The sequence below is a fragment of the Neisseria sp. HMSC074B07 genome (genome assembly GCF_001810355.1).
GTDB lineage: Bacteria > Pseudomonadota > Gammaproteobacteria > Burkholderiales > Neisseriaceae > Neisseria.
The window spans coordinates 1-12,802 of sequence record NZ_KV800969.1; the positions used below are offsets into that span (position 1 = coordinate 1).

Annotated in this window: 15 protein-coding genes; 8 read left to right on the plus strand and 7 right to left on the minus strand. The window is 54.0% G+C overall.

The genetic code is table 11. The features are described 5' to 3' along the window. Positions 1–182: 182 nt before the first annotated feature. Positions 183–707, minus strand: coding sequence for an RDD family protein (locus tag HMPREF2726_RS09575; protein ID WP_070603296.1), 525 nt, complete (start codon positions 705–707; stop codon positions 183–185). A 97-nt stretch (positions 708–804) separates the two neighbouring features. After that, complete coding sequence (locus tag HMPREF2726_RS09580) at positions 805–1,224, minus strand: hypothetical protein (RefSeq protein WP_070603159.1); 420 nt, start codon at positions 1,222–1,224, stop codon at positions 805–807. Between HMPREF2726_RS09580 and HMPREF2726_RS14175 the strand changes: the two genes are divergently transcribed. Beyond that, positions 1,223–1,375 (plus strand): hypothetical protein, encoded by a 153-nt coding sequence (locus HMPREF2726_RS14175; RefSeq protein ID WP_167317429.1) that lies wholly within the window; start codon positions 1,223–1,225, stop codon positions 1,373–1,375. The two genes, HMPREF2726_RS09580 and HMPREF2726_RS14175, sit on opposite strands and share 2 nt — an antisense overlap. Positions 1,376–1,508: 133 nt before the next feature. Here HMPREF2726_RS14175 and holA read toward each other — a convergent pair whose 3' ends face one another. Beyond that, positions 1,509–2,510 carry a DNA polymerase III subunit delta gene (gene holA, locus HMPREF2726_RS09585; protein WP_070603161.1) on the minus strand — a complete coding sequence of 334 codons (1,002 nt, stop codon included), beginning with the start codon at positions 2,508–2,510 and terminating at the stop codon, positions 1,509–1,511. Beyond that, positions 2,510–2,989 (minus strand): LPS-assembly lipoprotein LptE, encoded by a 480-nt coding sequence (gene lptE / locus HMPREF2726_RS09590; protein ID WP_070603163.1) that lies wholly within the window; start codon positions 2,987–2,989, stop codon positions 2,510–2,512. The genes holA and lptE overlap by 1 nt, the downstream gene beginning before the upstream one ends. Positions 2,990–3,146: 157 nt before the next feature. Between lptE and pip the strand changes: the two genes are divergently transcribed. The 3 genes from pip (at position 3,147) to HMPREF2726_RS09605 (ending at position 5,252) form a co-directional block, all read left to right on the plus strand. Beyond that, positions 3,147–4,082 (plus strand): prolyl aminopeptidase, encoded by a 936-nt coding sequence (gene pip / locus HMPREF2726_RS09595; RefSeq protein ID WP_070603165.1) that lies wholly within the window; start codon positions 3,147–3,149, stop codon positions 4,080–4,082. Between the two features lie 24 nt (positions 4,083–4,106). Further along, the gene (locus HMPREF2726_RS09600) at positions 4,107–4,649 is read left to right on the plus strand and encodes a DUF4189 domain-containing protein (protein ID WP_070603167.1); all 543 of its coding nucleotides are present in this window, start codon (positions 4,107–4,109) and stop codon (positions 4,647–4,649) included. A 90-nt stretch (positions 4,650–4,739) separates the two neighbouring features. Next, complete coding sequence (locus HMPREF2726_RS09605) at positions 4,740–5,252, plus strand: DUF4189 domain-containing protein (RefSeq protein ID WP_070603169.1); 513 nt, start codon at positions 4,740–4,742, stop codon at positions 5,250–5,252. 107 nt (positions 5,253–5,359) lie between these two features. On the opposite strand, the gene HMPREF2726_RS09610 is transcribed toward HMPREF2726_RS09605, so the two are convergent. The 3 genes from HMPREF2726_RS09610 to HMPREF2726_RS09620 form a co-directional block, all read right to left on the minus strand. Then, positions 5,360–6,163 (minus strand): glycosyltransferase family 2 protein, encoded by an 804-nt coding sequence (locus tag HMPREF2726_RS09610; protein WP_049224528.1) that lies wholly within the window; start codon positions 6,161–6,163, stop codon positions 5,360–5,362. Between the two features lie 103 nt (positions 6,164–6,266). Continuing rightward, positions 6,267–7,460, minus strand: a complete 1,194-nt coding sequence (locus tag HMPREF2726_RS09615) for an amino acid aminotransferase (protein ID WP_070603172.1) — start codon at positions 7,458–7,460, stop codon at positions 6,267–6,269. A gap of 104 nt (positions 7,461–7,564) precedes the next feature. After that, a complete protein-coding gene (locus HMPREF2726_RS09620; protein ID WP_070603174.1) occupies positions 7,565–7,975 on the minus strand; it encodes a YqaA family protein in 411 nt (136 codons plus the stop codon). Between the two features lie 251 nt (positions 7,976–8,226). On the opposite strand from HMPREF2726_RS09620, the gene HMPREF2726_RS09625 reads away from it, so the two are divergent. The 4 genes from HMPREF2726_RS09625 (at position 8,227) to nth (ending at position 12,625) form a co-directional block, all read left to right on the plus strand. Further along, positions 8,227–9,450, plus strand: coding sequence for a sugar MFS transporter (locus HMPREF2726_RS09625; protein WP_070603175.1), 1,224 nt, complete (start codon positions 8,227–8,229; stop codon positions 9,448–9,450). A 228-nt stretch (positions 9,451–9,678) separates the two neighbouring features. Then, entirely contained in the window at positions 9,679–10,311 is a 633-nt protein-coding gene (locus tag HMPREF2726_RS09630; RefSeq protein ID WP_070603177.1) for an alpha/beta fold hydrolase, read from the plus strand. Positions 10,312–10,491: 180 nt separating this feature from the next. Further along, positions 10,492–11,880 carry a Na+/H+ antiporter NhaC gene (nhaC, locus tag HMPREF2726_RS09635; protein WP_070603180.1) on the plus strand — a complete coding sequence of 463 codons (1,389 nt, stop codon included), beginning with the start codon at positions 10,492–10,494 and terminating at the stop codon, positions 11,878–11,880. Between the two features lie 112 nt (positions 11,881–11,992). Continuing rightward, on the plus strand, positions 11,993–12,625 hold the full coding sequence (nth, locus tag HMPREF2726_RS09640) for an endonuclease III (RefSeq protein ID WP_003758214.1): 633 nt from the start codon (positions 11,993–11,995) through the stop codon (positions 12,623–12,625). Positions 12,626–12,802: the final 177 nt, after the last annotated feature.

Sequence of the window (12,802 nt, forward strand, 5' to 3'; positions counted from 1 at the left end):
AGGGGATTTTGGGGGATTTTGCAAAGGTCTCAAACAGTAGGGGAATGCGTGAATCGAAGATGGTTTAAGTTGGGTTGGGTTTCAAACAAGAACGACGGCGGATAAGAAGGTCGTCTGAAAACGGCAAGGGCTTGCCTCGTTTTCAGACGACCTTTTGTCTGTGTGGCAAAACAGTAGAACAATCAGCTTTCGGATGTTTCCTGTTTCAAATCGACCAATCGTGTTCCCGCCAAGAAATCGTATAAAAACTGCCGGTCTGGGTTCAGCAGGGCAAAGCCCCACGGCAGGATGAGCCAGATAAGGGAGGCACCGAAGGCGGGTATGGGCGGGATGGCGAGCAGGTGGCGCAGGCCGGCGTAGGCGAGCAGGGGGATGAAGACGACGAAGATACACGACCAAATAAAGCGGATGCGCAGTTGCGACAATGGCGGCAGCGTGCCGTTTCTGCCGTGCAGCCCGATTTTCCACGTCTGCATGGCGAGGGTGCGGCCGGTTTTCGTCCAGTTGGTTTTGAAGTAGAGCCACCAGCTGCCTACGAAGATAACGCAGGTAACCAAGCTGGAAAGGAGCTGGGAGACGGGGTTGAGGAAAATCGCGGCGATGCCGGCAAGGAGGGCGGCGATGGCGGTCACGGCGCCGGTCAGCAGCAATTCGTACATCAGGGCGGCAAGGCGGCGTTTGACGGGGGCGGGGGGAAGGGCGGTCATGGCGGTCTGCTCGGTAAAAAGGTCGTCTGAAAAACGGAATGCTTGGTTCGGGCGAAACTGCCGCATCCGTTTTCAGACGACCTTTGTGTGGGAGGAATCAGCGGTGGGGGCGTTTTTGTCCGCGCGCCTGCTGGGCTGCCATCTGGTTCATTTCCTGACGGGTCGGGCGTTTTTTGAACATGGCGTGCGCTTCGTCGGCCGAACATTTTTGCGACAGGCAGACCAACGTTATCGCGTCTTTTTGGTGCTGGTCGCCGCTGTGGTACATACGGCGCAGGTTGGCTTCGTTGATGCGGCCTTTTTCGGGGTCGATGTCGAATTTTTTCAGGCGTTCGAGAAACTGGCGCTGCTGGCGGCGCGAAGTCCAGACAAAGCCGCCGGCGGCTGCGGCGACGATGATGACGGCAAGCAGGATGGCAAGCGGCCACGAATCGACGATTAAGACGATGATCAGACTTAAAACGGCGGTGGTCAGCACGAGCAGGCCGCCGATGCGGAGTTTGGTTTGGTTGTCCATGAAGTTGCAGTTCCTTGTAAGGGTGGAAGGTCGTCTGAAAAGGGGTTGCAGTGGACGGGCAAGCGGCGGCGTATCTCTGAACGCGCCGAAATGCTTGTCTATCCGCTGCATCGGGTTGTGGACGGATTTCAGACGACCTCAAATATCATAACTTTATGTTTAACGGTATTTTACAGTATTTTTGCCGTTTGGGCGCGTACAGAAGCGATGCGGCATACAAACTTTCACGCTTTTTGCACAGGCGCGCCCTTGCCGCGAAAAGCACCTATCCATGCCCAATGAAATTACACCGCCAACTCCGTTACCAACTGCTTGAACTCCGTCCACGCGTCGCCGTCTTCCGCGCCTTTGATGATGCGGTCGATTTTGGCGCAGGTTTTCAGCGCTTCGATCAGGCGGACGGCGGGAATGCGTTTGACGGCAATCGGCGCGAGGGTTTGTTTGTCGCCCCACAGGCGCAGGCTGTTGCGGACGGATTGTACGCTCTGTCCTTGTTTAAGCGCGGCGGTCAGGCGGATGAGGGTGCGGATGTCTTCGGCAACCGCCCACAGCAGCAAGACAGGCTCTTCGCCTTCTTCTTCGAGTCCGTCCAAAAGGCGGGCGACGCGCAGGGCATCGCCTTTCATCCATGCGCCGGAAAGCTGGAACACGTCGAAACGGGCGACGTTGGCGACGGCGGCTTCGGCATCGGCGATGTTGACGGTATGGTTTTGCGGGTGCAGCAGGGCGAGTTTGTCGATTTCTTGGCGGGCGGCGAGCAGGTTGCCTTCGACGCGTTCGGCAAACAGGGCGAGCGCGTCGGGTTCGATATTGAGTCCGACCTTGTTCAGACGACCTTTTATCCACTGCGGCAGGGCTTGCGCGGTAATGGCTTTGGCTTCGAGTACCGTGCCTTTGGCAGCAAGCGCGGTGAACCATTTTGCCTGCGTTTGGGCTTTTTCGAGCTTGGGCAGCAGAATCAGGGTAACGGTGTCTTCGGGCAGGCGTTCGGCGAAGGTTTGCAGCGCGTCGCCGCCGGTTTTGCCGGGCTTGCCGTTCGGAATGTGGATTTCCAAAAGTTTCAAGTCGGCAAAAAGCCCCGCGCTGCCTGCGCTTTGCAGGAGTTCGTCCCAGTCGGCGCCGTTGTCCGCCGTAAAGACTTCGCGGTTGAGGTAGCCTTGTTTTTTGGCGGCAGCGCGCAGGGTATCGAGGGCTTCGATGCGCAACAGGTCTTCTTCGCCGTGAATGATGTACAGCGGCGAAAGCGGCATATCCGCGCTGACCTGTTCGATATTCATGACCGCCATCAATACGCTTTCAGGAACGTCAGGCGGCGGACGATTTGGTCGGCGGCGTCGGCGCGCATTTCCGCCCAAATGGTTTCGCTTTCTTCCTGTTTGCCCAACACTTCGCTGTCGTTGTAATCCATCGTGCGGTTGACGAGGACGGTAATCGGTTCGCCCACAGGCTCGCCGTTGCGCATAGCTTGGGCTTCGACGCGCAGCGTCAGCAGGTATTCGTTGACCAACGCGGCGCGGGTGATGGTGTAGATGTCCTGACGGGTTTCGATGCCCTTGATGTTCAACGTCATTTGCGCTTCGGCGGCGGAAACGGGTTTGCCGTCGACGCGGCGCAGGGCGTTTTCCAAAGCCTTTTGCATGATGGAGGCGTTTTGGATGTGCCAAGCGGGATACGGCAGCATGCGTGCGGTGCCACCCATGCCTTTGAGGTGGAAGCCGCAGGCGGACAGAAGCAGCACGGCGGCGGTCATCAGGATTTTGTTCATTTCATTCTTTCTGTTGCGCGGGTATCGGGGAATTATAGCGGATAGTCGGGCGGTCGGGAAACGCGGCGGCGGAAGGGGATTTCATACGACCCCTTGCCGTTTGTCGTTTACCGGCACGATGGGTACAATCCAAACGTCAGACAACAGGAGAAACATCATGAACCCCATCCGCGAACCCATCCGCAGCGGCCTGCTGCCCGTATCGGACATCCATCAAATCTACTGGGAAGAATCCGGCAATCCCGACGGCCTGCCCGTCATCTTCCTGCACGGCGGCCCGGGCGCGGGCGCATCGCCTGCCTGCCGCGGCTTTTTCAATCCCGACGTGTTCCGCATCGTCATCATCGACCAGCGCGGCTGCGGCCGCTCGCTGCCTTACGCCTGCACCGATGACAACACGACTTGGGATTTGGTTGCCGACATCGAAAAAGTCCGCGAAATGCTGGGCATCCAAAAATGGCTGGTGTTCGGCGGCTCATGGGGCAGCACCTTGTCGCTGGCGTATGCCGAAACCCATCCCGAACGCGTTGCCGGACTCGTCTTGCGCGGGATATTCCTGTGCCGCCCGTCCGAAATGGCGTGGCTGGACGAAGCGGGCGGCGTCAGTCAGATTTATCCCGCGCAATGGCAGAAATTCCTCGCCCCTGTCGCCGAAGAAAAACGCGGCAGCCTGATTGCGGCGTATCACGAAATGCTGTTCGGCGAAGACGAAGCAGGTCGTCTGAAAGCCGCCAAAGCCTGGGCAGACTGGGAAAGCTACCTGATCCGCTTCGAGCCGCAAGACGTCGATGAGGACGCCTACCAATCGCTCGCCATCGCCCGTTTGGAAAACCATTATTTCGTCAACGAAGGTTGGCTGAAGGGCGACAAAGCGATTTTGGCGAACACGGACAAAATCCGCCATATCCCGACCATCATCGTACAAGGGCGCTACGACTTATGCACCCCCATGCAAAGCGCGTGGGAATTGTCGCAAGCGCTCCCCGAAGCCGAACTGCGCGTGATTCAGGCGGGACATTCGTCGTTTGATTCGCCATTGGCAGCGGCGTTGGTGGAAGCGGTAGAGGATATGAGGGAACGCGCGGCGTGGTGAGGCATGATTTGAAAGGACAAATTGATGAAAAAGCTGTTTTTAATCGCATTGGGGTTGGTAAGTTTTGATGTTTATGCCAACTGCCCCGGCAGGTATTTTCCTGATACGGGCATCTGTCAGATACAAGGACATAACGGGGAGGTTGTCAACTACAATGTGCCGCCTCCCCAATCAGGCAACAGCACTCCGCCTCCTAAAAAAATCATCTACTACGACGTAAAAGTTCCTTCTAAATTCGGGGCAGTGGCTATGAACATGAAAACTGGCTATGGGGCTGGTGTGTTGAATAAAAATTCGCTGTCGGAGGCACAAAAGGAAGCGCTGGAGCAATGCAAGCAGGGTAATAAAAATGCTCCGTGTAAAGTGGTTTCTTGGGTACGCAACGGCTGCATTGCTGCTGCAAAAGGTAAAGAAATCAATAATCCTGGAAAATGGAAGTCTTTTTATGTAGGAAAAGAAAAAGGATTGGCGGAGGCGGAAGCGTTAGCGCAATGCAGGGCGGATCCGAAGGTAACGAATTGTGAGATTTCTCTTCCCGAAGGCTGTTCCCTGCCTCAATTGCAATAATCAAATTTTATTTAAAAGGTCGTCTGAGAACTATTTGCAGACGACCTTTTCTAAACCAAGTTAAAGATGAGCTGGGAAAAGGATAAATTGATGAAAAAACTGTTTTTAATCGCATTGGGCTTGGTAAGTTTTAATGTAAATGCCGACCCTACCTATGATGCAACCAGAGGGGCGTTGCAAAACAATTCTGCATTGTGTGGTTATGGTTATAACCCGAACTGTTCTTCAGGTAGCCGCAGCACTCCGCCTCCTAAAAAAATCATCTATCACGACGTGAAAGTTCCTTCTAAATTTGGGGCTATTGCCATTAATGAGAAAGCGGGTGCTGTCGCTGCATCGTCCAATATGCCTTCGATTGCTGAAGCCAAGCGCGAAGCAATTAGACTATGTGAAAGCGATGGGCGATATGCTCCTTGTCGGGATAATGGCTGGGTCAGAAACGGCTGTATTGCTGCTGCTTCGGGTAAGAAATCATCAAAATTTCAGTTGTTTAATGGGATAGGTGAGCGTGGCGAGGCTGAGCGTCTTGCGATAAATCATTGTAATAAAGCCAAAGCCTCCGAATGTCAGATTATTGTTCCTGAGGCATGTTCTCTACCCTAAATTTCGTACTATGAATAAAGGTCGTCTGAAAACAAAATTTCAGACGACCTTTTTGCTTCAAGCAATGTAATGCAACCGTTCGGGCAGGGCTTTGCGCTTATGCCCGCTTATTCGTACTCGGGGTAGAGCGGCATGGTGCCGGCTTCTTCGAAGGTCGAGTGTGCTTTGACTTCTTGCAGGCGGCGGCTGATGCGGCGGGTGACGGCTTCGGCTTCGTTTTGGTGGTCTATGGTCAGTCCGGGGACGGTTTTGCCGAAAAGTTCGGCATCGAGCAGACGCTCGGCGTGGATGCCGGGGCGGTAGTTGTGTCTGACGGCGGGATCGCGTTCTTCAAAGAGGTAGCCGACGACGCTGTCGCGGGTCAGTGCGATGCCGAGTGCGGCATCTTCGCCGCCGAAGATTCGGAAGAGTTCGTCTTGCGGAAAGCCGCCGCAGGCGAGAAAGATGCTGCGGCGGAATACGGTGTTGCCGCCGACGGTCATTTGCAGCCGTTCCCATGCGGTGGGGAATTGCGGGTGGTTGAGGTAGTGTTCGGGAAAGCCGATCGGGCGTAGTTTGAGGCGGACCAGGCTGAGGTAGGAATAGGCTTCCAAGCCGAGGTAGGCGGCATTGAGGACGTTGTTTTCATAGACGTCGTCGGCGTCGAGAAAGGCGATAAAGTCGGCTTGGCTTTGCATGGCGCCCCAGTTGCGGGCTTTGGCGGCGCCGCCGTTTTCGAGCATGTATTCGCAACGGACTTTGGGATGGATGGCGGCGAGGTCGCTCATGATAAGGCGTGTGTCGTCGATGGAGGCGTCGTCAATCAGCCAGACGTTTTCGACGGCGGGTTGGGAAACGGCGCTCTCGACAGCCGCTTGAAGGGTGGCGGCGGAGTTGTAGCAGGGGATGATGACGTCTAGTGTGGGTCTCATAATGTGATGCTTTAAGGGGTTGTTGTGTCAAACGGTGGGGAAAGGTCGTCTGAAAACGGTATATTGGGTTTTCAGACGACCTTTTGGTATTGCCTGATGCGGATTACAACACTTTCACGATGCTTTCGCACAGGTAGTCGATGTTGTCATCGGTAATGCCGGCGACGTTGATGCGGCCGGAGCGCACGGCGTAGATGGCGAATTCGTTTTTCAGGCGGTCGACTTGTTCGGGCGTGAGGCCGCTGAAGGAGAACATGCCGTTTTGTTCGATGATGAAATCAAAGTCCTGAGCCGCGCCTTTGGCTTTGAGCAATTCGACGAATTTTTGGCGCATGGCTTTGATGCGGCCGCGCATTTCGTCGAGTTCGGCAATCCATCGGGCTTTCAAATCCGCGTCTTTCAACACTAGGGCGATGGTGTTCGCGCCATGTGAGGCGGGATTGGAGTAGAGGGTACGGATGATGGTTTTGACTTGGCTGTGGGCGCGGGCGGCGGTTGCTTCGTCTTCTGCGACTAAGGTGAATGCGCCGACGCGTTCGTTATACATGCCGAAGTTTTTGGAATAGGAGCTGGCGATGAGCAATTCTTTGTTGTATTTCAGGAAAGTGCGCAAGCCGTATGCATCTTCTTCGAGGCCGTTGCCAAAGCCTTGGTAGGCGAAGTCAAACAGGGGCAGCCAGCCTTTTTCGGCGGAGAGTTTGGCGAGGGTTTCCCATTGTTCGGGCGTGGGATCGATGCCGGTGGGGTTGTGGCAGCAGCCGTGCAAGAGGACGACGTCGCCTTTTTGCGCTTGGCTCAGGTCTTCAATCATGCCGTCCCAGTCTAGGCCGTGTTTGGCGGCGTCGTAGTAGCGGTATGGCTTGTCTTGGATGCCGACGGCTTTGAAGATGGCGTTGTGGTTGGGCCATGTGGGGTTGGAAATCCAGACGGTTTGTGCGTTCAACTGGCGTTTGGCGAACTCGGCGGCAATACGCAATGCGCCTGTGCCGCCGAGGCTTTGGGCGGTTTTGGCGCGGCGGCTGGCGATGATTTCGTGGTCTGCGCCAAAGAGGAGGATTTGGGTTTGCTCGTTGTAGTCGGCAACGCCGTCGATGGTGAGGTAGTTTTTGGTGGTTTCGCTCTCGAGCAGGCGTTTTTCGGCTTCTTTGACGGCTTTGACGATGGGGGTCGCGCCGGATGCGTCTTTATAAACGCCAATGCCGAGGTTGACTTTTTCGGGACGGGTTTCGGCTTTGAATGCTTCGCCCAAGCCTAAGATGGGGTCGGCGGGGGCGGCTTCGATGTGCTTGAAGAACATGATTTCTCGCTTTGAAAAAAATGAAGGGACGGGATATTTCCTTTGGGATTTTACGCTGTTTCAGGTCGTCTGAAAATGAATGCGGCAGGTTTTGCGCAAATGGTTTACATCATGCCTTTGATGCCGGCGAGGATGATGCCGTAGCGCAGGATTTTTCCGGTCAGGAGCATGAGTGCGGAGGTGTTGGGGTTGAGCCTGAGCCAGCCTGCGGCAATGGGCAGCGCGTCGCCGATAACGGGCAGCCAGGCAAACAAAAGGGGCAGGGTGCCCCAGCGTTGGAGCAGGCGCAGGGTCTTTTCAGACGACCTTTTCTTGGACGGAATCAGCCGCCCCATCCAATAGGAAACCATGCTGCCCAAGCCGTTTGCCAGTCCGGCGCACAACCACGCGCCGTATGCCTGTTCGGGATAGGTGTAGATAAACGCGGCGAAGGCGGCTTCGGACGTGCCGGGCAGGATGGTGGCGGAGGTAAAGGCGGAGGCGGCAAGTCCGAGATAGGCGTAAATGAGGGGCATGGCGGATAAGTTTGCGTCAGGTCAAGGGTCGTCTGAAATAAGATTTTAAGTCGTTTGCGGGTAGGTTAATTGTAAAATTCAGACGGATTCTGTCTATAAAAATGCGTTATCGGACAGAATCTTGCTGAAACTCTATGTAGTCGGCGTGTTTTCAGTGTTTGCAAGAATGGCAAAAGCCAGTATGATTCGGCCCGTTATTAACGGATATTAACTGTTTATACGGTCAATTCCAATAAATCGAAAGGCAAATCATGTCTACGCCATCACAACAAAACCATAATTCCGCGCTGGTCGTCCTGACCGCGCTCTTCTTCATGATGGGTTTCATCACCTGCATGAACGACATCTTGATTCCGCATCTGCAAAAAATTTTCACGCTGACCAATTTTCAGGCGATGCTGGTTCAGTTCTGTTTCTTTACCGCCTATGCCATCATGTCGATTCCGATGGGGCATCTCGTCGGTAAAATCGGCTATAAAAACGGCGTCATCGGCGGCTTCTTGCTGACCGCCGTCGGATGTTTGTTGTTTTATCCTGCCGCAGACAGCCAATCTTACCCGACTTTCTTGGGCGCGCTCTTCATTCTTGCTTCGGGCGTAACCCTGTTGCAGGTTTCGGGTAATCCGTATGTGACCCTGCTGGCGAAACCGGGCAAAGAATCTGCAACGCTGACTTTGGTGCAGGCATTCAATTCATTGGGTACGACTATTGCTCCGAAAATCGGTGCACTTCTCATTTTTACAGATGCGGCTCAGAAAGCCAGCAAAGCCGAGCAAATTGCTTCCGTCCAAATCCCTTATTTGGGTTTGGCAGGATTGTTGATCCTCCTCGCCGTCTTTGTGAAAATGATCCGTCTGCCCGATGCACGCAAAATTGCCGTTGAGGAAAGCGAACACAACCACGACGGCAAACACAACGTGTGGCAATACAAACACCTTGTTTTCGGTATGGTCGGCATTTTCTGCTACGTTGGCGCGGAAGTATCCATCGGCTCTTTCATGGTCAATATTTTGGGCTTCTTGAAAGGATTGAGCCATGCCGAAGGTGCGGATATGTTGATGTATTACTGGGGTGGTGCCATGGTCGGACGCTTCCTCGGTTCGGCGGTGATGGCTCGAGTCGCGCCAAACCGCTACCTTGCCTTTAATGCCTCAGTTGCCACTGCTTTGCTCGTCATTGCCATCATGGTTGGTAAAGGCAATGCCGACATCGCCATGTGGGCGCTGCTTGCCATCGGCTTCTTCAACTCCATCATGTTCCCGACCATCTTCTCGCTGGCGACCAAAAATCTCGGCAAATTCACCAATTCTGCTTCGGGTATTCTTTGTACCGCCATCGTTGGCGGCGCGCTGATTCCTGTTTTGCAAGGTAAGATTGCCGATGATTTCGGTATGATGATTTCTTATGTTGCACCTGTCGTGTGCTACCTCTACATCGTCTTCTTTGCCCTCAAAGGTTATAAAGCCGACGAGTAAACATTGTTTGAACAGAAGGTCGTCTGAAACTTGGAAATCAGGTTTTCAGACGACCTTTTTTCGTTGGGACGGACTTTTAAACCTGATCCGTCCAAACCGAGGTCGTCTGAAAATACGGCAACAGATTTTAACCGGAGCTTAAGCCCGTTTTCAAAAGGCAGAACGCGTCCGCAATACGGTCTGACTGACTTATGGCATAATGCTAGCGGCAATATACAGGAGGTCCTCATGTCGAAAATCATCTTATTACACGGACTGCACATGCATTCTTGGGTGATGAAACCTTTAGCGGATATGCTGGAAAAGCAAGGCTTTGACGTTGCCCTGTTCGGTTATTACAGCGTCTGGCACACCATGCAGCAGCACACGCAGGCATTGGCGGAATTTGTTGAAAAACACGAGGCGGACGAGCCTCTGCATTTTGCCGGACACAGTCTGGGCGGGCTGGTGTTACGCCACTTTGCCGCCGCCCATCCCGAAAAAATCACCGGACGCATCGTTACCTTCGGCACGCCCCACCAAGGCAGCCGGGCTGCGCAAAGGGTGTTCCGGCTCGGATTGAAAACCCCCGTACTCGGCGGCGCTTATCGCGATGCGCTCGACGGCGGCACGCCCGATTTGCCCGAACATATCGAACTGGGCAGCATTGCCGGCAACAAGCCGCTCGGGCTGGGGCGCGTATTGGGTTTGCACGGCGAACACGACGGTACGGTTTTGGTCAGCGAAACCCGCTGCCCGAATATGCGCGACCACGTTATCTTACCCGTCAGCCACAGCGGTATGCTGTTTAAACACATTACTGCCGAGCAGACCGCAACATTTTTGCGCGAGGGGCAGTTTAATCATAATAAAAAGAAATAATACGGCTTTATTTTGAAAATAAGGATATTTTGTTTCAAAAAATCAAATTTAAAACCATATCGCATCAACTAAAATCCGTTATTACATTCATAAAAAATCACGGGGTCGTCTGAAAAGCGGTTTTTCAGACGACCCCGTGTGCTAAACTTCGTTAAATACACACAAAACAGGCAAAGCAATATGTTTGCATTCAAATCACTGCTCGATATGCCGCGCAAAGAGGCGCTTGCCGTCGTTGCGGCGTTAATCGGAGCGATGGGTTATACCATCATTTCGCTGGGCTGGCTGCCCCATATGTCCATCATCGCCGCCATTACCGTCCTCATCCTCTACGGTCTCGCGCGCGGGTTGAAATATAACGATATGCAAAAAGGCATGGTCGGCGCGGTGGGGCAGGGCATGGGCGCGATTTACCTGTTTTTCTTCATCGGGCTGATGGTCAGCGCGCTGATGATGAGCGGCGCGATTCCAACGCTGATGTATTACGGTTTCGGGCTGATTTCCCCTACTTATTTCTATTTCTCCGCCTTTGCGCTTTGTTCCGTCATCGGCGTGTCCATCGGCAGCAGTTTGACCACTTGCGCCACCGTCGGCGTTGCCTTTATGGGCATGGCGGCGGCGTTTCATGCCGATTTGGCGATGACGGCGGGCGCGATTGTTTCCGGTGCGTTCTTCGGCGACAAAATGTCTCCGCTCTCCGATACCACGGGCATTTCCGCCTCCATCGTCGGCATTGATTTGTTCGAACACATCAAAAACATGATGTACACCACCATTCCCGCGTGGCTCATCAGCGCAGCATTGATGCTGTGGCTCTTGCCCAATGTTGCCGCCCACGATTTGAACAGCGTCGAATCCTTCCGCAGCCAGCTCGAAGCGACGGGCTTGGTGCACGGCTATTCGCTGATTCCGTTTGCGCTGTTGGTCGTGTTGGCGCTGTTGCGCATCAACGCCGTCGTCGCCATGCTCTTTACCATCCTCGCCGCGCTTGCGGTAACTTATTTCCACAGCACGCCCGACTTGAACCAGCTCGGCGCATGGTTTTACGACGGCTACAAACTCGAAGGCGAAGCGTTTCAAGACATCGCCAAACTTATTTCGCGCGGCGGTTTGGAAAGTATGTTCTTCACGCAAACCATCGTGATTCTCGGCATGAGTTTGGGCGGGCTGCTGTTTACGCTCGGTGTGATTCCGTCGCTGCTGGACGCCATCCGCGCGTTCCTGACCACTGCCGGACGCGCTACATTCAGCGTTGCCGCCACGTCGGTCGGCGTCAATTTCCTCATCGGCGAGCAATATTTGAGTATTTTGCTTTCCGGCGAAACCTTCAAACCCGTGTACGACAAACTCGGTCTGCATTCGCGCAACCTTTCGCGTACGCTGGAAGACGCGGGTACGGTCATCAACCCGCTCGTTCCGTGGAGCGTCTGCGGCGTGTTCATCAGCCACGCCCTCGGCGTACCCGTCTGGGAATACCTGCCTTATGCCTTCTTCTGCTATCTGAGCCTGATTTTGACGCTGCTGTTCGGTTGGACAGGTCTGACGTTGAGCAAGAAAGAAACTGCGTAAAGCGGCGGGATAGAAAGGTCGTCTGAAAACCTTCGGCATCGGTTTTCAGACGACCTTTTGCGTTATAATCGGGCAAACGATAAAGACACACACCAATCCTACCCGTACCCCCATGAACAAACAGATCCGCCAAGAAATTTTCGAGCGTTTCCGCGCTGCCAATCCCCATCCGACCACCGAGCTTCATTTCAATTCACCCTTCGAGCTTTTGATTGCCGTTTTGCTGTCGGCGCAGGCGACCGACGTGGGCGTGAATAAGGCGACGGCAAAGCTGTTTCCGGTTGCCAATACGCCGCAGGCGATGTTGGATTTGGGTTTGGACGGCGTAATGGAATACACGAAAACCATCGGGCTTTATAAAACCAAGTCCAAACACATCATGCAGACCTGCCGCATCCTGCTGGAAAAATACAACGGCGAAGTGCCGGAAGACCGCGAGGCTTTGGAATCGTTGCCGGGCGTGGGTCGCAAGACGGCAAACGTGGTGTTGAACACGGCGTTCGGCCATCCCGTCATGGCGGTCGATACGCATATCTTCAGGGTGTCCAACCGTACCAAAATCGCGCCGGGCAAGGATGTGCGCGAGGTGGAAGACAAGCTGATGCGCTTTGTGCCGAAAGAGTTTTTGATGGATGCGCACCATTGGCTGATTCTGCACGGACGCTACACCTGCAAGGCGCAGAAGCCGCAATGCGGGAAGTGCATCATTAATGATTTGTGCGAGTATGGCGCGAAGTTGATGTAAACATTGATAAATTGTAAACAATCAACAAAACAACCTTTCTATCAGGTTAAAATTTCTGACGGCATTTTTTTATTTAAAATGAAATGCTTGAAAAAATATGGGCAAAAGGTAAAATTCGACCTTATCGGGTTGGAAAACGATAAAAGTTTCAGACGACCCCCTGTTTTTAAGATGCAA

Bases quoted from the DNA above. Each gene is read 5' to 3' on its own strand.
- nth (WP_003758214.1), top strand. From the start codon at position 11,993: ATGAACAAACAGATCCGCCAAGAAATTTTCGAGCGTTTCCGCGCTGCC.
- HMPREF2726_RS14175 (WP_167317429.1), top strand. From the start codon at position 1,223: ATGAAGTTGCAGTTCCTTGTAAGGGTGGAAGGTCGTCTGAAAAGGGGT.
- nhaC (WP_070603180.1), top strand. From the start codon at position 10,492: ATGTTTGCATTCAAATCACTGCTCGATATGCCGCGCAAAGAGGCGCTT.
- HMPREF2726_RS09600 (WP_070603167.1), top strand. From the start codon at position 4,107: ATGAAAAAGCTGTTTTTAATCGCATTGGGGTTGGTAAGTTTTGATGTT.
- HMPREF2726_RS09610 (WP_049224528.1), bottom strand. From the start codon at position 6,163: ATGAGACCCACACTAGACGTCATCATCCCCTGCTACAACTCCGCCGCC.
- HMPREF2726_RS09620 (WP_070603174.1), bottom strand. From the start codon at position 7,975: ATGCCCCTCATTTACGCCTATCTCGGACTTGCCGCCTCCGCCTTTACC.
- HMPREF2726_RS09575 (WP_070603296.1), bottom strand. From the start codon at position 707: ATGACCGCCCTTCCCCCCGCCCCCGTCAAACGCCGCCTTGCCGCCCTG.
- HMPREF2726_RS09615 (WP_070603172.1), bottom strand. From the start codon at position 7,460: ATGTTCTTCAAGCACATCGAAGCCGCCCCCGCCGACCCCATCTTAGGC.
- holA (WP_070603161.1), bottom strand. From the start codon at position 2,510: ATGGCGGTCATGAATATCGAACAGGTCAGCGCGGATATGCCGCTTTCG.
- HMPREF2726_RS09580 (WP_070603159.1), bottom strand. From the start codon at position 1,224: ATGGACAACCAAACCAAACTCCGCATCGGCGGCCTGCTCGTGCTGACC.
- HMPREF2726_RS09605 (WP_070603169.1), top strand. From the start codon at position 4,740: ATGAAAAAACTGTTTTTAATCGCATTGGGCTTGGTAAGTTTTAATGTA.
- lptE (WP_070603163.1), bottom strand. From the start codon at position 2,989: ATGAACAAAATCCTGATGACCGCCGCCGTGCTGCTTCTGTCCGCCTGC.
- pip (WP_070603165.1), top strand. From the start codon at position 3,147: ATGAACCCCATCCGCGAACCCATCCGCAGCGGCCTGCTGCCCGTATCG.
- HMPREF2726_RS09625 (WP_070603175.1), top strand. From the start codon at position 8,227: ATGTCTACGCCATCACAACAAAACCATAATTCCGCGCTGGTCGTCCTG.
- HMPREF2726_RS09630 (WP_070603177.1), top strand. From the start codon at position 9,679: ATGTCGAAAATCATCTTATTACACGGACTGCACATGCATTCTTGGGTG.